Annotated in this window: 20 protein-coding genes; 8 read left to right on the forward strand and 12 right to left on the reverse strand. The window is 42.5% G+C overall.

Translation table 11 applies throughout. The features are described 5' to 3' along the window. Positions 1–342: 342 nt before the first annotated feature. The gene (gene mdh, locus MuYL_RS14660) at positions 343–1,281 is read left to right on the forward strand and encodes a malate dehydrogenase (protein ID WP_094571281.1); all 939 of its coding nucleotides are present in this window, start codon (positions 343–345) and stop codon (positions 1,279–1,281) included. Between the two features lie 59 nt (positions 1,282–1,340). Here the strand turns inward: mdh and MuYL_RS14665 are convergent, their stop codons facing one another. The 6 genes from MuYL_RS14665 to MuYL_RS14690 all read right to left on the reverse strand — a co-directional run bounded on the left by MuYL_RS14665 (position 1,341) and on the right by MuYL_RS14690 (position 8,018). Further along, complete coding sequence (locus MuYL_RS14665) at positions 1,341–2,291, reverse strand: energy transducer TonB (protein WP_094571282.1); 951 nt, start codon at positions 2,289–2,291, stop codon at positions 1,341–1,343. Positions 2,292–2,435: 144 nt separating this feature from the next. Continuing rightward, positions 2,436–3,293, reverse strand: coding sequence for an SDR family NAD(P)-dependent oxidoreductase (locus MuYL_RS14670; protein WP_245845561.1), 858 nt, complete (start codon positions 3,291–3,293; stop codon positions 2,436–2,438). Between the two features lie 64 nt (positions 3,294–3,357). Further along, on the reverse strand, positions 3,358–4,260 hold the full coding sequence (locus MuYL_RS14675; RefSeq protein ID WP_094571283.1) for a helix-turn-helix domain-containing protein: 903 nt from the start codon (positions 4,258–4,260) through the stop codon (positions 3,358–3,360). Positions 4,261–4,305: 45 nt separating this feature from the next. Beyond that, positions 4,306–6,135, reverse strand: coding sequence for a glycoside hydrolase family 127 protein (locus tag MuYL_RS14680; protein ID WP_094571284.1), 1,830 nt, complete (start codon positions 6,133–6,135; stop codon positions 4,306–4,308). 109 nt (positions 6,136–6,244) lie between these two features. After that, positions 6,245–7,006, reverse strand: coding sequence for an SDR family NAD(P)-dependent oxidoreductase (locus tag MuYL_RS14685; protein WP_094571285.1), 762 nt, complete (start codon positions 7,004–7,006; stop codon positions 6,245–6,247). 106 nt (positions 7,007–7,112) lie between these two features. Continuing rightward, positions 7,113–8,018, reverse strand: coding sequence for a helix-turn-helix domain-containing protein (locus MuYL_RS14690; RefSeq protein ID WP_094571286.1), 906 nt, complete (start codon positions 8,016–8,018; stop codon positions 7,113–7,115). Between the two features lie 176 nt (positions 8,019–8,194). On the opposite strand from MuYL_RS14690, the gene MuYL_RS14695 reads away from it, so the two are divergent. Further along, on the forward strand, positions 8,195–9,613 hold the full coding sequence (locus MuYL_RS14695) for a DUF3863 domain-containing protein (RefSeq protein ID WP_094571287.1): 1,419 nt from the start codon (positions 8,195–8,197) through the stop codon (positions 9,611–9,613). A gap of 10 nt (positions 9,614–9,623) precedes the next feature. Here MuYL_RS14695 and MuYL_RS14700 read toward each other — a convergent pair whose 3' ends face one another. The 3 genes from MuYL_RS14700 to MuYL_RS14710 all read right to left on the reverse strand — a co-directional run bounded on the left by MuYL_RS14700 (position 9,624) and on the right by MuYL_RS14710 (position 11,756). After that, positions 9,624–10,358 carry an AAA family ATPase gene (locus tag MuYL_RS14700; RefSeq protein ID WP_094571288.1) on the reverse strand — a complete coding sequence of 245 codons (735 nt, stop codon included), beginning with the start codon at positions 10,356–10,358 and terminating at the stop codon, positions 9,624–9,626. Positions 10,359–10,434: 76 nt separating this feature from the next. Continuing rightward, complete coding sequence (locus MuYL_RS14705) at positions 10,435–10,890, reverse strand: YcxB family protein (RefSeq protein WP_245845563.1); 456 nt, start codon at positions 10,888–10,890, stop codon at positions 10,435–10,437. 293 nt (positions 10,891–11,183) lie between these two features. After that, the gene (locus MuYL_RS14710; RefSeq protein WP_094571289.1) at positions 11,184–11,756 is read right to left on the reverse strand and encodes a peptidylprolyl isomerase; all 573 of its coding nucleotides are present in this window, start codon (positions 11,754–11,756) and stop codon (positions 11,184–11,186) included. A 137-nt stretch (positions 11,757–11,893) separates the two neighbouring features. Between MuYL_RS14710 and MuYL_RS14715 the strand changes: the two genes are divergently transcribed. Then, on the forward strand, positions 11,894–12,487 hold the full coding sequence (locus MuYL_RS14715; RefSeq protein ID WP_094571290.1) for a YdeI/OmpD-associated family protein: 594 nt from the start codon (positions 11,894–11,896) through the stop codon (positions 12,485–12,487). Positions 12,488–12,532: 45 nt separating this feature from the next. Here the strand turns inward: MuYL_RS14715 and MuYL_RS14720 are convergent, their stop codons facing one another. Both MuYL_RS14720 and MuYL_RS14725 read right to left on the reverse strand, forming a co-directional pair. Next, the gene (locus MuYL_RS14720) at positions 12,533–13,780 is read right to left on the reverse strand and encodes a vanadium-dependent haloperoxidase (protein WP_094571291.1); all 1,248 of its coding nucleotides are present in this window, start codon (positions 13,778–13,780) and stop codon (positions 12,533–12,535) included. Between the two features lie 102 nt (positions 13,781–13,882). Then, positions 13,883–14,764 carry a polyphosphate kinase 2 family protein gene (locus MuYL_RS14725; RefSeq protein ID WP_094571292.1) on the reverse strand — a complete coding sequence of 294 codons (882 nt, stop codon included), beginning with the start codon at positions 14,762–14,764 and terminating at the stop codon, positions 13,883–13,885. Between the two features lie 221 nt (positions 14,765–14,985). Between MuYL_RS14725 and MuYL_RS14730 the strand changes: the two genes are divergently transcribed. The 4 genes from MuYL_RS14730 to msrB all read left to right on the forward strand — a co-directional run bounded on the left by MuYL_RS14730 (position 14,986) and on the right by msrB (position 22,010). Continuing rightward, positions 14,986–17,313: a transglycosylase domain-containing protein gene (locus MuYL_RS14730; protein WP_094571293.1), complete on the forward strand. Its 2,328-nt coding sequence runs from the start codon at positions 14,986–14,988 to the stop codon at positions 17,311–17,313. Positions 17,314–17,499: 186 nt separating this feature from the next. Further along, the gene (locus MuYL_RS14735) at positions 17,500–20,652 is read left to right on the forward strand and encodes a DPP IV N-terminal domain-containing protein (RefSeq protein WP_317043850.1); all 3,153 of its coding nucleotides are present in this window, start codon (positions 17,500–17,502) and stop codon (positions 20,650–20,652) included. Positions 20,653–20,814: 162 nt separating this feature from the next. Further along, complete coding sequence (locus tag MuYL_RS14740) at positions 20,815–21,423, forward strand: fasciclin domain-containing protein (protein WP_094571295.1); 609 nt, start codon at positions 20,815–20,817, stop codon at positions 21,421–21,423. Positions 21,424–21,518: 95 nt separating this feature from the next. After that, complete coding sequence (gene msrB / locus MuYL_RS14745; protein ID WP_094571296.1) at positions 21,519–22,010, forward strand: peptide-methionine (R)-S-oxide reductase MsrB; 492 nt, start codon at positions 21,519–21,521, stop codon at positions 22,008–22,010. Here msrB and MuYL_RS14750 read toward each other — a convergent pair. Further along, on the reverse strand, positions 22,000–22,356 hold the full coding sequence (locus MuYL_RS14750) for a GIY-YIG nuclease family protein (protein WP_094571297.1): 357 nt from the start codon (positions 22,354–22,356) through the stop codon (positions 22,000–22,002). The genes msrB and MuYL_RS14750 overlap by 11 nt on opposite strands. 86 nt (positions 22,357–22,442) lie before the next feature. Here MuYL_RS14750 and MuYL_RS14755 point away from each other — a divergent pair, with 86 nt between their 5' ends. Next, complete coding sequence (locus tag MuYL_RS14755; RefSeq protein ID WP_094572962.1) at positions 22,443–23,216, forward strand: XRE family transcriptional regulator; 774 nt, start codon at positions 22,443–22,445, stop codon at positions 23,214–23,216. Positions 23,217–23,295: the final 79 nt, after the last annotated feature.

Consider the following 23,295-nt stretch of genomic DNA (forward strand, 5'->3'; position numbering starts at 1 on the left):
TAGTAGCTCAAAACTGCATTTTCCCGCTTTTTTAATCCGCTTATCATTAGTATTCATTGTAAAAAACGGCAATCAACAGTGTTTTTTAATTATCACTGCCTTTTGCTGTTATTATATCGCCTTTTCACTTGTTTATTGCAACCAGAAATCAATATTTCAAAATCAGGAACCCAGGGCACATATTGCACTTTTTTTACACAGGAAAAAATATAAATCTCTATCTTCGGCCAGTTTATTTATCCACCCGTGAAAATAAGCTATACATGAAAACCATTGTGAGCAGCTAACAAATAAACCAACGCTCATAATAGCTTAATGGCAAATTAAAAACAAACTAAAATTATGAAAATAACTGTTGTTGGTGCCGGGGCTGTAGGCGCTACCTGCGCGGATAATATCGCGAGGAAAGAATTGGCCGAAGAACTTATTTTATTAGACATCCGCGAAGGTTTTGCTGAAGGCAAGGCTATTGATATGATGCAAACATCTGCTCTTTTAGGTTTTGATACCAAAATTAAAGGTGTTACCAATGATTACGCCGCTACTGCTGATTCAGAAGTGGTAGTTATTACTTCGGGCCTGCCGCGCAAGCCCGGAATGACACGTGAAGAACTTATTGGCACCAACGCTAATATTGTTAAAAGCGTTACCGAAAATATCTTAAAATATTCTCCCAATACCATTATCATCGTAGTTTCTAACCCGATGGATACCATGAACTACCTTACCCTGAAAACTTCAGGCTTACCTAAAAATCGTATTTTAGGTATGGGCGGCGCACTGGATTCAGCAAGGTTTAAATATTACCTGAGCCAGGAATTAGGCTGTTCACCTGCAGATCTTAACGCTGTTGTTATTGGTGGCCACGGTGATACTACCATGATCCCGTTAATTAACCACGCTACATGGAACAGCATCCCTGTAACCCAACTGTTAAGCAAAGAGCAGCAGGATAAAGTGGTTGCAGCAACAATGGTTGGCGGTGCTACTTTAACCAAGCTAATCGGTACATCTGCATGGTATGCACCAGGCGCTGGTACTGCTGCAATGGTGGAAAGCATTGTACGCGATGAGAAAAAACTAATCTCGTGCGGTGTTGCACTTGACGGCGAATACGGCCAAAAAGATATCTCCCTGGTGGTTCCGGTTATATTGGGCAAGGGCGGATTTGAAAAGATCCTCGACTTTAAATTAAGCGATGCTGAACAGGCCGAGTTTAACAAAAGCGCTGATGCCGTACGCAACATGAACCAGGTTTTGGTTGATACCGGCGTTATTTAATATTACTATAAACCAACAAAAAAGGCTTTCACCTGTCGGTGAAAGCCTTTTTTGTTGGTTTAATTTGATAAAGTAAAAGTTATTGGAACACTATGGGCTGCACGAACAGGCCGGCCATTTTTAAGAGCGGGTTTCCACGGTGATGAAAGCCTTACAGCACTTATTGCTTCATTATCACAGACACTTCCGATACCTTTTTTCACCTTAATGTCTGTTAAGGTTCCATCCTTCTCAACCACAAAACTCACTATTACTTTACCCTGTATGTTGTTTTCTCTTGCAATTGCAGGATAATGCATAGTTTTACCTAAAAATCCTCCAAATGCCGGCATTCCACCCGGAAATTCAGGCACCACGTCAACCGGAAGAAATACACCCTGACTATCACCTCCGGCCGAATTTGTTGATATCAGCAATCCATTTTTATAGGTCTTTATAAACATAATTGAATCGCTGCTTCTTTCACGCCACTCTCCCGCCCTAAAACCGCTGTCTATTTTCCCCTGGCTAATTGTGGCGCTAAAATCATCATTAAACTGAATCCAGTCGCCTTTGCCGTCTTCCGCTAAAACTTTCCCCGTTGAGTCCCGGCAATCGTTATATAACACCTTCCCATCCGGAAAATAATTGGTTGAATTATAAAATTTTCCGTTCGGATAATATTCAACCTGGTGCCCTGTTGGCACACCGTATTCAAATTCACCTGTCTTTCTTTTCTTCCCGGTTGGGTAATATGCCACGTAACGTCCGTGGTATTGAAGGTTAAGATCGTTGGTTTTTGAATTGGTGACCAATCTAACCTTCCCATTTTTATAATACTCAAAAACCTGGTACAGGTTCTTATCAATGCTTGTATCCGGAGGCAAAACAGCCATGGAGTAATCTGCGCTATCCTTTGTTGAAACCAGTTTACCATTATTTTTCAGGTAATAAACAAGCCCGACGTTTTGTGCATCCGCCCCGGAAAAAATCAGAAAAGTAAGTAATAAAGCAAGTATAACTTTACGCATAGATACAATTTGAGGATGAAGATAACACTTGTTTGCCTATTATTAACAAGGTCATATTCACCTATTGATGATACATTAAAGATATGCCCCGATTGTTGAGCCCTTTATTTGATTCCATTTTGTATCTAATTAAATTATTAAAAATTAGCCCTGGTAAGCCATTGATTTTGAAAGTTCCTCGTTCATCCGGTACTCTTTATCCAGCGAAGCAAGTTTAGCCATTGCCCTGCTGTAGGCATCCTCTCCCAGTAACAAATGGACGGGAGGGTTATCTTCATCGGCAATTTTGATCATTGCAGCAGCCGCTTTTTCGGGATCGCCAACTTGTTTGCCATCCATTTGCAAATACCTGGCATGGATACTTCTGACATCCTGGTATTCGTCAATCGGATGCTTGGTCATTACCAGCGAATCAGGCGTAAGAAAATTGGTACGGAAGGCGCCTGGCGCCACAACGGTAACTTTTATGCCTAAAGCCTTTACATCTTCAGCCAAAACTTCCGACAGGCCAACAACCGCAAATTTAGCAGCAGCATACAAGGCCCAGCCTATCCCCGGGGCTATCCCCGCTATTGACGAAATATTAATGATATGTCCTGATTTCTGTTCCCGCATAAATGGCATCACCGCGCGAATAACGTTCAAGGTACCGAATACGTTGATATCAAAAGCTTCACGGGCTTCGGCATCCGTTAGTTCTTCAATACTGCCGCCAATGCCATAGCCTGCGTTGTTAATAACTACATCAATTTGTTTAAAGGTATTATAGGTAGTTTGTATGGCTTCTGCCACACTTTTATCATCGGCCAGGTTAACGTACAGGGGTAAAAAATTATCAGAAACATCTCCTACTGCTTTAACAAGGCTGGCTACGTACCTGGAGGTTGCGGCTACCTTTTCGCCGGCAGCTAATAATTGTTTAACAAGGCTTAACCCAAACCCTTTGGACGCACCCGTTATAAACCATACTTTTTTGCTTTCCATAATCTTGTTGTTTTTCATAAAACAAAATTACAGCGAAACCAAGGGCAACCGCTTGCATCATTCAAACCAATACTTACAAAATTCAAACAATTCTGTAAACAGAAGGTGTAGCAGCGGTTTGTTTTTTGAAAAAGTTGTTAAAATGCGCAGGTTCTTCAAAGCCCAGGCTGTAGCTTATTTCAGAGATATTCCAGTTGGTATGTTTTAACAGGGCGATGGCTTCGCTGGTTAGCCGTTCAGAGATATGATCGGTGGTGGTTTTACCTGTTGTTTGCCGGATTGCCCTGTTAAGATGGTTAACATGCACTGCCAGTTGCTCGGCAAAATCTTTGGCAGACCGCAAGGTAAACCGTTGTGACGGCGATTCAATAGGAAACTGCCGTTCCAGTAACTCGGTGAAAACAGAAGTTATGCGTGAGTTTGCATCCGGGTGCCGGTATAATGTTTCGGTAGGCGCAACTTTAAGGGCATAATGGATCAGTTCAGTTACATAATTGCGCAGCAGGTCATATTTAAACTTATAGTCCGATTTAATTTCGTTCAGCATTTTTTCAAAAAGCTGGCTCACATACGCGTCCTGTTCCGGGTTCAGCGTGTAGGAAGGTTTACCCCCTATTGCAAACATCGGCAGTTCATGAATATTATTACGGAGCATTTCCGTAAAAAATGATTCCCTGAAAATGCAAAAAAAGCCCGACCTGTCATCAGACATAGACTCAAGTGTATAGGGAACCTGCGGATTAAAAAAGATCAGGGTTGTGCCATCCGCCTCGATACTTTTGTCTGCATAATGATATATGGTCTTCCCGCGGAATAAGCTGACCTTATAAAAATCGCGGCGGCTATATTTTACCGGGGTTGCGTTAGGCCCGTGACAGTCTTCTATCCTGAAAACGTTAAAATGTCCAATATCCTGGCTCAGGTTTTCGGGTAACCAGTTAAACTTGTTTTTGTAGAACTCCTCAATTGTTTCTGTTTGCGCCATGTTGCAAAGTTACGTAATTCAAACCACTCAATCCAAATACTGAATTTACTGTTTTATCCAGACGGCAATATTCGCACTGCTTTGTCCTGCTTCTGAAAAAGGCACCAGCGTTACTTTTTGAAGCTTATTATTCACGCGCATATCAATGCTATAGGCTTCTTTCCAGTCCCAATTGCCCGGCAACGATTCCTTTTTATCCACCAGCAATTTTTCATTTATTACAATCGGCTGATTTAATGTTGCCAGTACCGGGTTTAGTCCCTGGTCTATAGCCAACACCTGCGGTCCTCTCTTAAATGCTATTGCGTCAGGATAAGAGATGCCGCCCGGAATAATTTGCAGCGGCATATCAAAAGCAATGGCAACATGATCACCCGCTTTCCATTTCCGGCTGATGCTGAGCAGCTCGCCTTTCTTCCCGGTATAGGTTTTATCGCCTATTTTAGCACTGAAATTTGCTGACCATTCGGGTACGCGAAAATTCACTGTAAAAACAGCGGTTGCGGATGGGTTAACTATAACATCAACCTTTCCTTCAAGCGGAAATTGTGTGCTCATTTTTATTTTAAGGCCGATATTTGAAGCGTTAGCAGCAGGTATATTGGTGGTTGCTTCACCGTTCTCATACATCAGCAAGGTAAAAACACTATTTATTTTACCGCCCATCATTTCGGGGATCAGTGATATTCCGCGTGGTACACTGGAGAGGCAGCAGGAAAAGCCCTGATCGCAACGGTAGGGCTTTGCACCCTGCAAAGCAGTGTAATAACTTACGCAGCCGGTCTCAGGGTTTTCGGCGGCTAATAAATGATTATACACCGAACGCTCTAATTCCTCTGCATACTTTGGCTCCCCGGTTATTTGCAGCAGCTGCAGGTTAAACTGGATCCAGGTGACGGTTACACAGCCTTCGCCCATGTTATTCTCATTGCCGGCATTTAAAACGCCTGGTGGCTGAAAAACTTCGTGATCACTTGAAGTACCTGTAATATAAAGGCGATGGCTCTTTATGTCAAGCCATGCACATTGCAAAAGTTTTAAATATTTTTCTTCGCCGGTCAGCTTATAATATTTCAGGATCCCTAAAAAGCAGGATAACATCTCATAGGCCTTTGCGTCACCAACCCTGGTAACGTCGCCATATTTGTCAAGCTGACTTACGATTTTCGGACCCGTTGGCTGCTCATAAGCGCGCAAGATATACTTACAAAAGTCAAGATAACGCTTTTCTCCGGTGTAGCGGTACAAATCAACCATGGGCTCCAGGATACTGCCGGGTGCCAATCCATTGTGTTCACCGGCGGTCATTAAGTCTCTTTTCCCTTTCCCGTCGCCAAATGTTCTGCAAATAAGGTCGGCGGCCTTTACCGCGGTTTGCAGGGCTGGCCTATACCCGGTAACCGAATAATAATTCAGCAGGCCTATAATAGCATACTTATGCGCCCACACGTCCCATTCCGTCCAGCGGTCTTTTAACAGGTAAGTTCCAAGGTAGCCATCCGGCATTTGGCAGGCAATATATTTCTGCACCATATCATCCATCAGGTGTTTTATCCTGGCGTCATGGTTATAGGCATATGTTTTTGACGCCGAGAATAAGAATTTACCTACATGTTCACCAATCCAGGTTTGCGATCCGGGCCGTTTTTTAAACCCGGATAAAAGCGTTGCCGAATCAATTTGCAATAATCGCTTCTCCAAATTTATATTCATGCGATAGCCCAGCAGGCCACCGATATTTTGATAACGCGCAGGCACATACCTGTCATTTATCTTATTGGGAACAATCGGCCCGTAAACCTTATCATTATTAGCACAGCATGCTTGAACTGATAAAATGAACAGCACCCAAAACAGCCAGGATCTTTTTTCCATACCGGTTTATATTTGTATAAATATACCGGCAATTTTTGCAATAAAAAACAGGCAGGGTAACATGTGCCCCTGCCTGTTTTTATTGCATTTAAATGTGAAGCTGAAAGAATTATAAAATCATTCCGCCTGATACTTCAATCCGTTGTCCGTTTATCCATTTGGCATCTTCTGTACACAAAAAGGCTACCACGCCTCCGATATCATCGGGCAAACCAACGCGGCCAAGGGCAGTTAACCCCGAGATGGTTTTATTTACTTCTGCGTTATCACGCACCATACCGCCGCTAAAGTCGGTTTCAATGGCACCGGGTGCAACAACGTTTACTGCAATACCACGTGCACCCAGCTCTCTTGCCATATAACGGCTAAGTACCTCAACGGCACCCTTCATAGCGCCATAAGCAGAAGAGCCCGGGAAGCTAAAACGTGCCAGTCCGCTTGAGATGTTAATAATCCGGCCACCGTCATTAAGAACCGGCAGGGCCTTTTGGCTCAGGAAAAACACCCCTTTGTAATGGATATTCAGCAAATTATCAAAAGCCTCTTCGCTGGTCTCGGCAAACGGCGCATGAAAACCAACCCCGGCGTTATTGATCAAAAAATCAAAATGATCCGTATTAAAAGTATTTTTTAACGCAGCATTTACTCCGGCAAAAAAAGCATCAAAGCTTTTAACGTCACCGGCGTTAAGCTGTAAAGCAACCGCTTTTTGCCCGGCCTGCTCAATTTCAGCTACTACTGCATCAGCCTCTCCCTTTTGAGTATGATAGGTAAGGATCACGTCTATCCCCTTGCCTGCAAGACTAAGCGCCATGTTTTTTCCAAGTCCGCGGCTGCCGCCGGTTACCAGTGCTATTTTGTTAGTACTCATTATATTATTTTTTAAGTTTTTATTAATGATGTAAAGGTAACATGAAAACCAGGGAGGGTGTTTGCAAACATCAATCCAATGTTTGCAAAATTCAAATTTTCGATAATTACGAACGAAAAGCTAAAGGTGCCAGGGATGTTTGCTTTCTGAAAAAATTTGAAAAATGGGCTACTTCTTCAAAACCCAGGCTATAGGCTATTTCAGAAATATTCCAGTCTGTTTGTTTCAGCAGAATCTTGGCCTCCTGTACTATCCTGCTGCTGATAATGCTGGTAGTTGTTTTACCTGTATTTTCCTTTAATACCTTATTGAGGTGATTTACATGTACAGCAAGGCGTTCAGCATAGTCTTTGGCGGTGCGCAGGTTCAGTTTTTGATGTGGCGATTCAATAGGAAACTGCCGCTCCAGCAATTCGATAAACAAGGAAGACACGCGCGCAGATGCCGTGTGTAAAGGGTACGACGATGTAGCGGGCTGCAGCTTTTGCCCATAATGGATCAGTTCAAGCACATAATTACGTAACAGGTCGTATTTGTAAACGTAGTTAGACGAGATCTCCTTATACATCTTCTTAAAGATGAAGGTAATATCTTCCGCCTCTTCGTCCGAAAGCTGAAAGATAGGATATCCGCCCGGCTGAAAAATAGGCAGCTCATCCAATACTACCCCGCTTTTATTCTGGATCAAAAAGTCGTGCGTAAAAATACAGAAGTAACCAAATTGATCATCATCCTGCGGCACCCAGTGATATGGAATTTTAGGGGTTGCAAACAACAGCGCATTCTTTTCAATGTCAATCTCCTTATCAGCATATTCGGCTTTGTTGCGGCCGCTTATTACACTGATTTTGTAATACGCCCGCCTGTTATAAGGCATTACTGGCTTCTTTTTGTACTGCGCAACAATTTCATCGACTTTAAAAACATTAAAATGCCCTATTTCTTTATTGATCCCTTCGGGGATGAGTGTGGAGGTTTCCCGGTAAAATTCCTCGAGCGATATGATTGCCATAAGTCAGCCTTTTATTTGCAAAATTCAAATATCCTGCAAAGATAAATCATAATTGGCTTTATAAAAAATCTTACCTGCCAAACGTTAAAATCGCCCCTATTTCTAACAATTGAATACCTGGCCACGCAAACACAGCTGAAAATATTTAATACATTTAAGGGCAATTATAACTAAATATGGACAGACGAGCTTTCGTAAAAAACTCCGCATTATCAGGTGCCGGTTTGGCAATAAACGGATCTGGTTTATTTAAAGGCATGGGTGCGCTCCTGTTAAATGAACAGCAGCCTGTTTCGTTAAATGGCAACCGGTTCGTTACTTTTTGTATCATGATCCGAACTACGCCGTGGGAGGTATCAAGGGATGTAAAGCTGCATCCGAGGGATGAAGCTGCATGGCATACGTTGCAGGGTGTAAAATGGATGAGAGAGGCCTTTGCAAAAAACAACCCGGACGGAAGGCTTACCTGGGGCTTTACGCTGAATGCTTTGGAGGATAAGCGAAAGAACTATTTGGAGATCAGGGCCTACGCTGCTGAATGCCAGCGAACATACGGCGATGAAGTCTCCTATTTTCCGGGATACTTCCCTGCAATGTATTTGCCGCGCGAGAGGATAAACCGGGAGATGACGGAAGCAATTGAAACCATCTCTGATTTTGTGGGCAATGGTTACCGGCCGCAGGCCATAATGGGCGGATTTTTATCAGCCAATAATTTACAATACCTGGCAGAAAAAGAAAAGATCCATGCAGCCCACGCGGTAATATGGAGCCAGTCCAACATAGACGGAGGCGGGGCCGACGGATCCCCCTCCTATCCTTTTTATCCTTCTACCGAACATTTTTGTAAACCTGCGCAAAACAATAAGGATTTTATTGACTGTGTAAATTTGGACGGCTGGACAATGGATTTTATTTGCGCACGCAGAAACGGGGCTTCAGACCACGAAATAACAGGTTACAATAGCCGCCGTGGTGTCGGGCCTATCGAAACCTATATTGGCTGGGGGCTTGACCTGGGGCACAGGGAGGTTATGCATACCCAGTCTATCCATTTTGATAAAGGTTATGAATTAAATGGCTTTGGCTGGGTAACCAACATCTGGGAAGCACAGTTGGTTTATGAATTTGGGAAGGACCTTGTCTGCAACGCGCTCGAAATGTGGGTTACCGGTACCAAAAAGCGCTGGCCGGATACCCGTTTTGTAACTTTTGGCGAATACGGAAACATCTGGCGGAACCAGCACAAAAATAACGACCATTGGAATTACCGGTTTGAAGAACGCGGGTCAGGCCTTGGCGATTCGTACAATAACCTGGAGATCAAATGGTTTATGAACAAGGAATTCCGGTTAGCCCTTTTACGCGACTGGCACCAAAACACACCTGAAATGGTTATAGACTTCACACGCTATGACCTGGCCGCGAAAGAACCTGCCGACCCAAGCCCCCAACATCCTGATAAAAACTGGAGTTTAATTAATGAGATTAACCAAAAGGGTTTAAGGCCGCGGGATAAGCCGAAATTGATCAGGGAACTTAGCGCAAAAGACCGGGATATGATTGCGGGTTACTATCCTAAACTGATGGATTGAGTTGTTATAGTTAACCATCCATTAAATGGCGAAGGTACAGCGCCGGGTTATCGAGGAACGATTTGGTAAGATAGAAATGCTCGGTATCTTCATACCCGGTTTCGCGAACGCCGGCTTCATCAAACTGGTAAATAGTAGCCCCGGGGTAGCAAATAAGCATTGGCGAATGTGTAGCGATGAGGAACTGGGCCCTGCCACTTTTATCAAGTTCATTTATAACTGACATGAAAGCCAGTATGCGCGCTGGCGACAAAGCAGCCTCGGGCTCGTCAAGGATGTAGATTCCCGACTCAAACTGGTTATTAAATAAGGCAAGGAAGGATTCTCCATGCGACTGCTGATGCAGCGACCGCCCTCCATAGGCGTTAAAGATACGCGGGTCTTCCACAGCCAGTTCATCGATATAAGAGGCGAAATTGAAAAAGCTTTCTGCCCGCATAAAAAAACCGTCGTTAATGCGGCGTGGCGTCCATAATAGTTTCAAGTCCTTCGCTAAGGCTGATTCGTATCCTTCAAACCTGTGCCCGGTATTCAAATTATGGTTCCTGTTGCCTCCCCTTAGGCTGAAACCACACTGTTCTGCAATGCCCTCCAGTAAGGTTGATTTCCCCGACCCGTTCTCGCCAACAAAGAATGTCACGTTATCTTTCAGTTTAAGTTGCAATCCATTCTTAAGGCCCGGAATCTGTTGCAGGTAACTGCCATCATATACAGGCGGTAACGATATTTGAGATAAAAATGGCATGTGCTGTTGTTTATTTCTTTAGATCGAACTTACTTTTCTGCCGAACTGGTTATAGTGCATTTATCTATAACCAGAATTATTTTTTTATGATTTTTGTCTTAATAAAAAGCAATTGGTCGTTTGACAGCTTTGACTTATCAATAAAATTCCCAAACTTTTTGGTGTGATATAAAATTAAAAATCCGCTTATTTCCTTTTGTTTTATAATATGTGCCCAGGAGATTTCGCTTTTAAAAGTAGTTCCCTGAATTACAATGCCGTCATCACTGAAGGAATAGGCAATATCGTTTTGGAAATTTGGATTTGATTTAAATTGACTAACGGCCATTATTACAATCAGCGTTGGCGCGAAAACCAGGAACACCCCACTAATTAATTCCAATAAAGGTTGGGTGGCATAATAATTTATCACACCGAAATAATCAAGAGCTACAGTTGTTAAAAGATAAAGTCCAAAAATAGAAAACAAGATAAAAACAGGCTTTTTATAAAGCCCGATAAACATAACCCTGGTATAGTCTGGAGTGTTCATTCTTGAGGTAACGGAAAAATTCATCGTGTAAATAAGGTCAAAAAGTGTTTTTAAAATTAAAAAAACATTCAGATTATAAGGTAAATAGTATTCTCTTTTGGTAATACTGGAAACCACCTTTTTTAGAACACCTGATAATCAGGACTTTATAACAAATTAAGAATGGATAAATAACTAAAAATCTGATAATCAACATGTTTCACTTTGTTCCGGGTGTTCCGTGTGCAAAAATGGAACGCTTTGCCGGCGTGGATAACGTAAAAAACAAAGCTGGAATAATTGCCGGTATTTGATCACTCCACCCTATTTACGCTATAAATCCTCACCGGCTTAACCAGGTATTGAGAGGTATCTTTTTGCGCCTGGATTTTTTTCACAACGGACATCCCTTTGGTTACTTTACCAAAAGCTGCAAATCCCTGCCCGTCGGGGTTTCGGGCGCCGCCATAGTCCAGAGCGGGTTGGTTATTGATGCAGATAAAAAACTCACTGGTGGCGGAGTTTGGGCCGCTTCGCGCCATAGACAGTGTGCCGTTTTTATGTTGCAGGCCGGTGTACCTGGTGGTTTCAATTTTTATACTGTCCAGGCTCGAACCATCAGGCACATTCCCGCCCTGGATCACCTGGATCTTCACTGTTCGCGTGGCTTCGTTAGCCGGTGTACATACCCTGAAAAAGCTGCTGCCATTGTAAAGTTTTTTATCTGCGTAGCGCATAAAGTTTGCTACCGTAACGGGCGCTTTAGACGGGTACAATTCGATAGCTATGTCGCCCAGCGAAGTTTTAATAAGGCAATGTACAGGAGCCTGGGCAAAAATGGCGAACGGCATAATTAGCACCAAACAAATAATGACTATTTTTTTCATATCGAGGTCGTATCAAAATATTCAGAAAGTTACTACTTTTAATTCATCTCTCGTATGTCCCGAACGGCGCCGTTATTATGCCGCGGAAGGTTTAAGTAATACGTTAAGCATCTGAATTTTTCAAAATACAGCATGATATGGCAGGAAGTGAAATGAATCCCAAAGTGGAATTTTATTTTAGTAAAGCAAAAAAATGGCAGGAAGAGTTGGAGCAATTGAGAACAATTGCTCTTGACTGCGGGCTAACCGAAGAATTAAAATGGGGTTGCCCCTGTTATTCGATTCAGAAAAGCAACATCGTTTTGATACATGTATTTAAAGAATATTGCGCGTTTTTATTTTTTAAAGGAGCCTTATTAAGGGATGCCAATAATATCCTGATCCAACAAACGGAGAATGTGCAGGCTGCGCGACAGATCCGGTTTACCAATGTCTTGCAAATAGTTGAGATGAAAACTATCCTCAAAGCCTACATTCATGAAGCCATTGAAGTGGAAAAGGCTGGCCTGAAGGTGGATTTAAAAAAAACTGCGGAATTCAAAATGCCTGTAGAGTTCCAAAATAAGTTAAATGCCATCCCTGCCTTGAAAACTGCTTTTGACGCGTTAACGCAGGGAAGGCAACGAGCTTACCTGCTTCATTTTTCTGCACCTAAACAATCCAAAACCAGGGAAGCAAGGGTTGAAAAGTCCATACCTCAAATTTTGAATGGAAAAGGATTAAATGATTAGCATTTCTTTTTCAAGCTAAATTAATAAATCAGCTAAGCGGGAAAATTAACGCCTCTTATGCGGCCCGTTCTTTAATACCCAGCCTGCAACTTTTCTGCCCACGTCCTGCGCCGCGCTATTCTCAAATGCATAATGAATCCCTCCGTAAATGCGGCTATAGCCGTTTTCAAACTCAACCTGGCTTATCGACTCAACAACACGGGCAGGCTCACCATCCGTAGTGGTATGAAGTTCCAAATGATTTTTATCGCCGAAGAATTTTTTCAATATTTCGTAACCGGCGGTAACTGTCGCGCTATGGCCGCTTGGGTAACTCGGGTGTGCCGGGGTACTAATCAATGGCGTCCATTGGTTATAATCTTTCACCGATCCATCATCCGCTGCATTTAGCGCAGTTACCGGCCTCCAGGCCAGGTATTTGTATTTACCGCCCCATATCTCAATCCGCGCATCAGCCTCGGCGATATCAACCAAAGCAAAAATCAGCGCATTTTCTTCAAGGCTGGTACCATGGCTTATAGCAAGTAACCGTGCACCTTCATTAACGGTAAGCTCAGCGTCCTGTTTATAAAATTGAGCGATATGGGTTTGGTCGTCAGTACGTTTGGTACTTTTGTTATCGCCAAGATCTTTAACTTCAGCAAGTGCTTTTTTATATTCGGTGCTGCCAACTGCCGGCGGTGCTTCTGGTAAAAATTGTTTTCCGTCCTTTAAAAGAAACGGTTTTACATTTCCCCACTCTACGTCAATACCTGGCGCGAATTTACCTGGCGTGGGCCGGTATGCTCCTACCCCCGGCTTCTCCGGGCCTGCATAAGTGGTAAGGGGACTTGAGCCATCATTTGCCCGCAACGCAATAATGTCAGCAGCGGCAGCAGCGCCAATTTCACGCCCTGCATTTACCGGGCCGTCTGCAACGCTTTGCAAACTATTGGTCAACGCCGAATCCAATGCCTGCTTTTGCGAAGGGAAATAGCTTACCAATACATCATGAGCTGCCTGGATAGCCGCCGCCTGAGCCGAAGCGGGACCAGAAGGCGCAGCATAATAATGGTATGGTGTGCCGATGTGCTTAATTGAATTTACTGCATCATAAACCGCAATAGCTTCAATAGCCTCGGTGCGGCTGCCAAGGTTACTATTCTGCTTTGCAATTTTTGTGGACTTAACCGTTATTAAATTCCATTGAATTATAACGTCGGCATCGATATTTTTGGAGGATTGAGCACTGGTGGTGTTAATGGATAAAACACCTGCGCCAATAATTGTTGTGATAAGTATAGACTTGTTCATGATAATTTAAATAACGAACAAATATATAAAACTATATAATATCCATAGATTTTATATACAATATTTAATAATTTCTTAATATCGACTCCAAAATCCCGTTATTTATATTGAACCCGTTAGTTCCAGCTTGGCGGCATCAAGTTTAGCTTTCTCCTCCTTTGGTAACACAGGGAATTGAAGATCCTGTTTTTTTAATGTTTCCACTATAATTGTTGAAATAACTATGCGGGTAAACCATTTCTTATCGGCCGGGACGATATACCAGGGTGATTGCTCAGTAGCTGTTTCCTTTATTGCCTTTTCGTACGCGCTCATATATTTGTCCCAATATTTGCGCTCTTCAATATCGCCGGAAGAAAATTTCCAGTTCTTTTTGGGATTGTCAATCCGCTTTAAAAAACGTTTTTTCTGTTCTTCTTTTGAAAGGTTGAGAAAAAACTTAATGATCACGGTTCCGTTTTCACTCAAATGTTTTTCAAAATCGCGGATGCTTTCATACCTGCGTTCCCAAAATGCTTTATCAATTTTTTTTACGTTATTAATACCTGGCAAATGCTCCTTAAGCAATAGTTCGGGATGTACTTTAGTAACCAATACGTTTTCATAATGCGACCGGTTATGGATACCTATTCTTCCGCTCTCAGGAATTGCCTTATAATGCCGCCACAAAAAATCATGCACATAGTCTTCCGGTCCGGGTTGTTTAAAACTATAAACCTCGCAGCCCTGCGGATTTAATCCGGACATGGTATGGGCTATGGCGCCATCCTTTCCTGCGGCATCCATCGCCTGGAATATAATGAGAACCGACAGCCTGTTGGCTGCATACAGCTTTATTTGCTCATCTGATGTTTCTGCTATTAATGCTTTCAGCACCGCTTTCGAATTCTCCTTTTTGAAACCATCCGAATAGGCCGGATCATGATCTTTAAGCGAAAAACTATTCGCTTCTGTTACTTTAAATTTCTTAATAATATTTCCCATAGTATCAGGCTTATCAGACAAGTTAACTCATCCTGAACTTATAATTCTAAATTTCCAAAAAAGTTTTGGCATTATAAGATTTGCGCTAAATGATCAAAAGCACTCATATAGATGAAAAATAATTATATCTTAGTTAAGATAAAATTTACACAATTTATTTACGTTGTTAATATTTGTTAAAATGGCTATGATTTAGGGCCATAATTTTCCATCTTTACCGCATGTTCAGACGTATAAAAAACCGATACCTGAGATATTTTTCAATATTCATCTACTTCGTTATTATTTTTTTCTGCTCAATTGAATTAAACTTCCTTTGGTTATTTGGCTATTCGCCTGATATGCATGACATTAAAAACCCAAGCATGTCGCTCGCTTCAGAAGTGTATTATGCTGATGGAACCTTAATTGGCCGCTACTACAAAGAGAACCGGTCGCCGGTAGAATTTAATAAGATTTCCCCCAATATTATAAACGCCCTTATCGCTACAGAAGATGTGCGGTTTTACCACCACAATGGGGTAGATTTTTATTCCTTTTTTACCAGTATGCTTTCAACAGCATCCGGTGAGCGGCGTGGCGGAAGCACCATTACCCAGCAACTGGCAAAAAATCTGTTCGAAACCCGTAAAAAGAAATCGCAGGGGTTAATAAGGCACATCCCGGTTATTAAAACCATTGTTTATAAATGCAAGGAATGGCTTACTGCGTTTAAAATTGAACATGTTTACAGTAAGCAGGAAATTCTTACCATGTATTTAAACACGGTGCCATTCGGTAACAATACTTTCGGGATAAAAACAGCCTCGCTCAAGATCTTTAATAAAACACCCGATGCCGTTACCCCTGCCGAAGCTGCGACACTTGTAGGGATGTTAAAGGCAACATCCACCTATAACCCCATCAATAATCCGAAACATTCGCTGGAAAGACGCAATACCGTATTGGGGCAAATGCTTAAATATGGGTATATTAAAAAGGCAGACTACGACACCAGCATTAACAAACCTATAAAGCTTGACCTGAGCTATGTTGAAAACGAAGGCCAGGGCGATTCGTACCTGCGCCAGGCTGTTGGCCGCTGGCTAAAAAAATGGTTGAAAGACAATGACTATGACCTTTATGAAGATGGCCTTAAAATATATACCACAATTGATCCCCGCCTGCAGCAATATGCCGAAGAAGCGGTTGCCGAAAAAATGAAGATGCTTCAAAAGCGTTTTAATAACCTGTGGGGTAACAAAAACCCATGGCAGGATTTGAACGGGGTGGAAATTAAAGACTTTTTGTTAAAAGCCGAACAGCATTTGCCAATTTATACGCTGTTGCAGAAGAAATACAGCAGCAACACTACGCTTATTAACGCATATTTTGAAAAGCCAAAGCGCATGAAGATCTTTACCTGGAACGGTGAAAAAGACACTACGTTTTCGAGCGCCGACTCCATAAAGTATTACACTAAGCTTTTAAATACCGGAATGATGACCATGGAGCCCACCAGCGGTAAAATAAAAGTATGGGTTGGAGGTATCGATTATAAATATTTTAATTACGACCACGTAAACCAGGCCCGGAGGCAGGCAGGCTCAACATTTAAGCCCTTTGCTTATTTAACCGCCCTGGATAATGGCTTTAGTCCCTGCGATAAATTTACTGATAAGCCGGTGTCTATTAAATACACAGACGAAGGAAGGGCGCAGGTTTGGGAACCAAATAATGCCGATTTCCATTTCTCGTACCAGGAAATGTCGCTTCGTTGGGCAATGGGAAAATCAGTTAATTCCATTACCGCTCAGGTGACCGAAAAAGTTGGTTGGGATAAGGTTGTTGAGTATGCACACAAAGTGGGAATAGAGAGCCCGCTAAAAGCAATTCCTTCCGTTTCATTGGGCTCAAATGATGTTTCGGTTTACGAAATGGTACGCGCTTACAGTACGTTTCTGAATAAAGGCAAAAAGGTTGACCCTTTGCTGGTAACAAAAATAACCGAGCAGGATGGCACCGTTCTAAAAGAATTTACGCTTAAAGAAGAACAGGTAATAAGCGAAGAAACCGCCTGGCTAATGTTGTACATGTTCCGCGGCGGTATGGAAGAACCGGGTGGCACTTCACAAGCCCTGTGGGAATATACCGGTTTATGGAAAAAAGCAAGCAACCAGATTGGCGGTAAAACCGGCACTTCTTCAAAATATGTTGACGGCTGGTACATGGGCATCACAAAAGACCTGGTAACAGGCGTATGGGTTGGTGCTGATGACCGAAGCGTGCATTTCACAAGTTCAGAAACCGGCGAAGGCTCGCATACGGCGCTGCCGATATTTGCCAGGTTTATGGAAAAAGTTTACGCCGATCCGAAATCAGGATACACACCTGGCCCTTTCCCAAAACCGTGGGTGAAAATCACTAAGAAATACGATTGTCCATCTCCTATTCCGGTGGTTGACTCTGCAGAGACAGATAGCTTATTCCGGCCGCTTGATTCATTAAAGGCCCAACCCGCTGCTCCGGTAACAGCACCAACTCCTGAAAACAAAGCAACCGATCGCTAATTCCTGGCGTATCGGTTTTAAGTGTTGCAGATGAGGTGCAGGTGTGGAAAATGATTGGTGTATTGCTTAATCGGGCACAAATTAATAAAAAGAAGGTGCTCAATTTTTTAACATTTATAACAAACACAACCCTACCACCTGAACTAACTTTTAACTACTTTTATCGCTTATTCTATCTGTCACCATATGAATAAACAATTCCTTTCTCCCGTTACAATAAGAAAGTACCACGTAATATTATTTTGTATGCTGGGTTCGCTCCTGCTTAGCTTGCATGCCAGGGCCCAATATTTCGGTCAAAATAAAGTACGGTACAAAAATCTTAAATTCCAGGTTTATAAAACCCCGCACTTCGAGATCTATTACTACCTGAAAAACGATAGTATGATCAAACGTTTTGCTCAGGAAAGTGAGCTTTGGTACACTTTACATCAACAGGTGTTCAGGGATACATTTAAAAAGCCAAACCCAATTATTCTATACGCTGACCATCCTGATTTTCAACAAACTACGGCAATTGACGGCGAAATTGATGTGGGGACCGGCGGTATTACCGAAGGACTAAAGAACCGGGTGGTTATGCCGGTTATGGAAACTAACCAAATGACCCGCCACGTTATTGGCCACGAGTTGGTGCATGCGTTTCAATACCATGCTTTACAGGGCGGCGACTCCACCACCTTCGAAAATATTGGCAATCTGCCTTTATGGATGATAGAAGGTATGGCAGAATATCTTTCATTAGGAAAAAAAGACTCATATACCGCCATGTGGATGCGTGATGCTTATTTAAATCATGACATACCCACGGTGAGGGATCTAACCGAAAGCAATAAATATTTTCCTTACCGTTACGGCGAGGCATTCTGGTCATTTATTGGATCGACCTATGGTGATACAGTTATCGTACCTTTCTTTAAAAACACAGCCCGCTTTGGCCTTGCGTATGGTATCAGGCGCACCTTCGGGTACGACGATAAAACCCTTTCAAGCTTATGGAAAAGCTCAATTGAGGCTACCTATAAACCTTATTTAAAAGACACTTTACAGGTACCTGTGGGAAACAGGATTATTGACGAGCGTAATTCAGGAAAAATGAACCTGGCCCCAGCAGTGAGCCCCGACGGCAAATACCTTGCATTTTTGTCAGAAAAGAATTTATTTGCGGTAGATCTGTTCCTGGCCGATGCCAAGACAGGGCGGGTAATGCGAAAGCTCACCAGTAAGGTATCCAATACCCATATCGATGAGTTCAATTTTATCGAATCAGCAGGTGCCTGGTCGCCGGATAGTAAAAAATTTGCATTCAGTGTGTTTAATAAAGGCATAAACCGAATGGTAGTTGTTGACGTAGCCTCGGGCAGCATTGTCAACGATGTGGCCATGGGTAAAGCTGAGCAGTTCAGCAACTTATCATGGTCACCCGACGGAAAAAGCATTGTTTTCCAGGGCCTTGCCGAAGGTCAGGGAGATTTATACCTGTATAACTTTGACACCAAACAGGTTAAACAGTTAACAAACGATAAATACACGGATTACCAGCCAAGTTTTTCGAGGGATGGAAAAAAGATCGTATTCTCGAGCGACAGAACTACATACGATAAGTCATTATCCTACCAATTAACATTCAGCCTGACCGAGCTAGACCTCGCTACCGGAAAAGTTAACGATATCAACGTATTCAGTGGGGCGAATAATTTAAATCCGCAGTATTCGTCTGACGGGTCACAGATCTACTTCCTGTCAAACCACGATGGGTTCCGAAACATGTACAGGTACACCTCGGCTACAGGTAAGGTAGAACAAATGACCAACCTGTTTACAGGCGTTTGCGGGATTACTGAATATTCTCCGGCATTAAGTGTTTCAGCTAATAACGATATCGTATATTCCTATTACAGCAAACAGAAGTATTCCATCTACAATGCAAAAGCAACAGATTTTAAGCCGACGAATGTTGATATGCAGGCCAGTGATTTTGGCGCCGGCATCCTTCCGCCAGCGCGGTCTGTAGGCGTCGACCTGATCAATTCAAACTTAAACAATTACCTTGCTTACCCCAAACTACCGTTAGACTCAATAAAAACCATCCCTTATAAACCAAAGTTTAAAATGGACTACCTGGCCAGCAGCGGCGTAGGTGCATCGGTAAGCCAGTTTGGCGCGGGATTGTCAAGCGGAGTCCAGGGTGTTTTTAGCGATATTCTTGGCCGTAACCAGATCTACGCCGGTGTTGCGGTAAATGGTGCTGTTTATGATTTCGGAGGGCAGTTTACCTACATTAATCAAACCGGCCGTTGGAACATTGGCGGAAGCATATCCCACATTCCGTTCCAGACCGCTAATTACAGCGTGGTAAATTCAACCTATAAGCCCAACAGCACAACTACCGTTCCTTCGGTTGAAGAAAGATATGACCTTATCCGTATTTTCCAGGATCAGGTATCTTTATTTACATCCTACCCTATTACAAAAAAAACAAGGATTGAATTTGGCACAGGGTTATCGCACTATTATTACAGGGTTGACCGCTATACCACCGTTTACGATACACTGGGAAATGCGCTTGACTACACCAAGCGCCATGTGCCCAATACTGAATATAATTCAGATCCGGCCAATAACGGGATCAGCTTAACGCCGTTCACGATTTTCAACTTGAATACGGCGTTGGTTGGTGATAATTCGTTCTTCGGCGTCGCATCACCATTAAGTGGTTACCGTTACAGGTTGCAGGCAGAATACGACTTTGGTACCTATCGCTTTTTTGCGCCAACGATCGACCTGAGGGAATATCTTCGCGTTGCACCGGTAACGTTCGCCGCCCGTTTCTATGGCTATGGCCGCTTTGGTAACACAGGCAATCTTTACCAGCTGTATACCGGTTATCCTTTCCTGATCCGCGGCTACGAAGCACAGACTTTTTATAACGGAAAAGGAAAGACGCCTACCAATGGTTTTACGATTGATCAGTTATCAGGAAATCGTATTGCGGTAGCAAACTTTGAGGTACGGCTGCCGTTTACCGGCCCCGAAAAGCTATCGCAGTTTAAATCAAAAATTTTATTTACCGAACTAAATGCCTTTTTTGATGCCGGCTTAGCATGGAACGCCGGCGACCAGATAAAATTTCAGCAGGCGCCGGATGCTATAGGTACCGATGCAAAAGGCCAAACCATTTATAACCCTAATCAAAGGGTACCTGCCTTAAGCGCCGGTATTTCATTAAGGATTAACATATTTGGTTACTTTGTACTGGAGCCATACCTTGCCGTACCGTTTAACCGTACCGACGTAACCAAACCTGTATTTGGCTTGGGCTTTACACCAGGCTGGTAGTTTAAGGTTACAAATGTGCAGGCAGGAGACAGTGATCTTAAATCACTATCTCCTGCCTGCTGTTGCTTTTTTTAATATTTATTCTTTAGTGCTCCCGGCCTCTTTACGCTTATGTGACCGTCGCCCTTGCTTCTTAAATCTTTTCCCCCTACTTTTGCCGCAATGAAAAAATGGTTGATAATTTTATTGATAGCTATCAGCGGCCGCAGCTTATTTGCCCAAAGTACAACAGCTGTGCGCCCGGTTATTGATTCAGTAAAAGCGAAGTGGGGTAAAGTGAAAAATGTGAATGGTACTGCAATGGTATCCTCAAATAATATCATCGAAAACATAGCACTTTCAAACGAATATAGCCTACTTGTAAGGGCTATAGCAGATGCCGGTTTAACAGAAACGTTTAAAAGTAAAGGCCCCATCACATTTTTTGCACCAACCAACAAGGCGTTTGAAAACCTTCCGGCCGGCGAACTTGACACTTTATTAAAGCCAAGCCACAAGTTCGATTTGAGTTACCTGATAACCAGCCACGCCGTTGTTGGCCGTTTGAGTGTTAAGGACATTCAAAAAAAGATAACTTCAAATAATGGTGAGGCCAGCTTCCTTACCATCGCGGGCACTAAGCTGACCGCAAAAATTGACGTAAACAGAAATATTGTTTTGATAGATGATAACGGCGGGCAGTGTATCATAAGCAAATTTGATATTCAGCAAAGCAATGGCATGCTGCACATTATTAATGCTGTATTGGTACCCAAAACTAAAAATATATAAACAGACCTGGCGCTGACAAACCCGCTCTCATAATATTTCGTAATTTAGTTTGTAAGGATATCTCAATGAATCCGACTAAATAAAAAACTAAATAAATGAAAAAATCAATTTTAGCGCTGTTGATATTAACGGTAGTTACTACATTGGGCTGCCAGCTGAGCAGCGGGCAACAATTAAAAAAGTTTGACCCAAAACGCAAGATGAGCAAAGCTCCTGCGGAATGGAAAAAGATCCTTACCCCAAATGAATACCATATAATGGTTGAAAGCGGAACAGAAGCGCCGTTTCAAAATGCTTATCATGACAACCATCAGAAAGGCGTTTACGTGAGCGCTGCTACCGGTGAGGTGCTGTTTACCTCAGACGACAAATTTGATAGTGGTACAGGCTGGCCAAGTTTTGTAAAGCCGGTTGACTCTAAAAAAATTGAAATTGTAAAAGATAACAGCTACGGCGAAACCCGTGACGAAGTTATTGAAAAAAGTACCGGACTACACCTCGGTCACGTATTTGATGACGGCCCTGCCGACAGGGGCGGAAAAAGATATTGCATGAACTCAGGTGCGCTAAAATTCATTAAAAAGTAACTGCTTTTCTGCTTGAGCTTATGGAAGGGCGAAGCTGAGGCCTAACCCGCACACCACTCTCATAATTTAATCCAATGGTCAGATCTACCCAATCAGGGTTAACAGGTCTGATCATTTTTTCTTTTTGGGGCCTTGTAAAGGTGCTAACTGTTTTAAAGCGCTCCATTGCTTGCTCCTCCGTATTTATCTCCTCAAAATACACCAAACGGTTAAGCTGTTTTGAATTATCAAAAAACAAAGTAGGCATCTGCCGATAAAAATCAAGAGTTTTCAACAGGTCAGAACATAGGCCTACATGTAAATTATTGCGGTTTCTGTCAGTAATGATATAGATGAAGCGTTTCATATTGATAAATAAAATTTGCTGGTTAAAAAATAATTACTAATTTTATGAGCATAAAAATACTAATAATTTTAGCAATTCCAAATTTTATGTCAAATATTCCTTCAAATATTAAATTTCTCCGTAAAAAGAAAGGCCTTACACAGCAGCAATTTGCTGACGAATTGGGCATAAAGAGGTCACTGGTAGGCGCTTATGAAGAGGAAAGGGCTGATCCGAAATACGATCTGCTAAAAAAAATAGCATTATTCTTTGAGATCTCTATTGATGATTTTATCAACGAAGTCATAGACGAGAAATGGGCGCCTAAACCTAAAGGAAACCCTGCTAACCTGCGTGTTTTGAGTATTTCGGTTGATAAGGACGATAATGAAAATATTGAGTTGGTGCCTTTAAAAGCAAGCGCGGGTTATCTGAATGGCTATGCAGACCCTGAATATGTGGCCAAGTTGCCAAAGTTTTATTTACCAATGTTTAAGCAGGGCACCTATCGCGCCTTTGAAATTAAGGGCGATTCGATGCTGCCCCTGCAGTCAGGCACCATTATAATAGGTGAGTATGTTGAAAACTGGGGCGATGTAAAACAAGCCGAAACTTACGTAGTAATCTCAAAAAACGAAGGCGTAGTTTACAAACGCATCGGCAACAAATTTAAGGATAATAAAAAGTTAAAGCTGGTATCAGACAACCCGGTATATGAGCCTTACGAAATTGGCGGCGAAGATATCCTGGAGCTGTGGAAAGCAAAAGCATATATATCCACCCATATGCCTATCCCTACTCCTGAACCAACACTGGAAAGCCTTACGGGTATGATGGCACAAATGCAACGCTCCATCTCCAATCTGCAAGGGAATAATTAGTTCAGTTATTCAAAAAAAATCCCATTAGCTTGATTAAGCATTCCGCTTAATCAAGCGCTATAATAAGTGAACCGAATGG

Source organism: Mucilaginibacter xinganensis (genome assembly GCF_002257585.1).
Lineage (GTDB): Bacteria > Bacteroidota > Bacteroidia > Sphingobacteriales > Sphingobacteriaceae > Mucilaginibacter > Mucilaginibacter xinganensis.

What these genes read in the sequence shown, in the direction of transcription:
- mdh (WP_094571281.1), top strand. Translation starts at nt 343, where the DNA reads ATGAAAATAACTGTTGTTGGTGCCGGGGCTGTAGGCGCTACCTGCGCG.
- MuYL_RS14665 (WP_094571282.1), bottom strand. Translation starts at nt 2,291, where the DNA reads ATGCGTAAAGTTATACTTGCTTTATTACTTACTTTTCTGATTTTTTCC.
- MuYL_RS14670 (WP_245845561.1), bottom strand. Translation starts at nt 3,293, where the DNA reads ATGAAAAACAACAAGATTATGGAAAGCAAAAAAGTATGGTTTATAACG.
- MuYL_RS14675 (WP_094571283.1), bottom strand. Translation starts at nt 4,260, where the DNA reads ATGGCGCAAACAGAAACAATTGAGGAGTTCTACAAAAACAAGTTTAAC.
- MuYL_RS14680 (WP_094571284.1), bottom strand. Translation starts at nt 6,135, where the DNA reads ATGGAAAAAAGATCCTGGCTGTTTTGGGTGCTGTTCATTTTATCAGTT.
- MuYL_RS14685 (WP_094571285.1), bottom strand. Translation starts at nt 7,006, where the DNA reads ATGAGTACTAACAAAATAGCACTGGTAACCGGCGGCAGCCGCGGACTT.
- MuYL_RS14690 (WP_094571286.1), bottom strand. Translation starts at nt 8,018, where the DNA reads ATGGCAATCATATCGCTCGAGGAATTTTACCGGGAAACCTCCACACTC.
- MuYL_RS14695 (WP_094571287.1), top strand. Translation starts at nt 8,195, where the DNA reads ATGGACAGACGAGCTTTCGTAAAAAACTCCGCATTATCAGGTGCCGGT.
- MuYL_RS14700 (WP_094571288.1), bottom strand. Translation starts at nt 10,358, where the DNA reads ATGCCATTTTTATCTCAAATATCGTTACCGCCTGTATATGATGGCAGT.
- MuYL_RS14705 (WP_245845563.1), bottom strand. Translation starts at nt 10,890, where the DNA reads ATGAACACTCCAGACTATACCAGGGTTATGTTTATCGGGCTTTATAAA.
- MuYL_RS14710 (WP_094571289.1), bottom strand. Translation starts at nt 11,756, where the DNA reads ATGAAAAAAATAGTCATTATTTGTTTGGTGCTAATTATGCCGTTCGCC.
- MuYL_RS14715 (WP_094571290.1), top strand. Translation starts at nt 11,894, where the DNA reads ATGGCAGGAAGTGAAATGAATCCCAAAGTGGAATTTTATTTTAGTAAA.
- MuYL_RS14720 (WP_094571291.1), bottom strand. Translation starts at nt 13,780, where the DNA reads ATGAACAAGTCTATACTTATCACAACAATTATTGGCGCAGGTGTTTTA.
- MuYL_RS14725 (WP_094571292.1), bottom strand. Translation starts at nt 14,764, where the DNA reads ATGGGAAATATTATTAAGAAATTTAAAGTAACAGAAGCGAATAGTTTT.
- MuYL_RS14730 (WP_094571293.1), top strand. Translation starts at nt 14,986, where the DNA reads ATGTTCAGACGTATAAAAAACCGATACCTGAGATATTTTTCAATATTC.
- MuYL_RS14735 (WP_317043850.1), top strand. Translation starts at nt 17,500, where the DNA reads ATGAATAAACAATTCCTTTCTCCCGTTACAATAAGAAAGTACCACGTA.
- MuYL_RS14740 (WP_094571295.1), top strand. Translation starts at nt 20,815, where the DNA reads ATGAAAAAATGGTTGATAATTTTATTGATAGCTATCAGCGGCCGCAGC.
- msrB (WP_094571296.1), top strand. Translation starts at nt 21,519, where the DNA reads ATGAAAAAATCAATTTTAGCGCTGTTGATATTAACGGTAGTTACTACA.
- MuYL_RS14750 (WP_094571297.1), bottom strand. Translation starts at nt 22,356, where the DNA reads ATGAAACGCTTCATCTATATCATTACTGACAGAAACCGCAATAATTTA.
- MuYL_RS14755 (WP_094572962.1), top strand. Translation starts at nt 22,443, where the DNA reads ATGTCAAATATTCCTTCAAATATTAAATTTCTCCGTAAAAAGAAAGGC.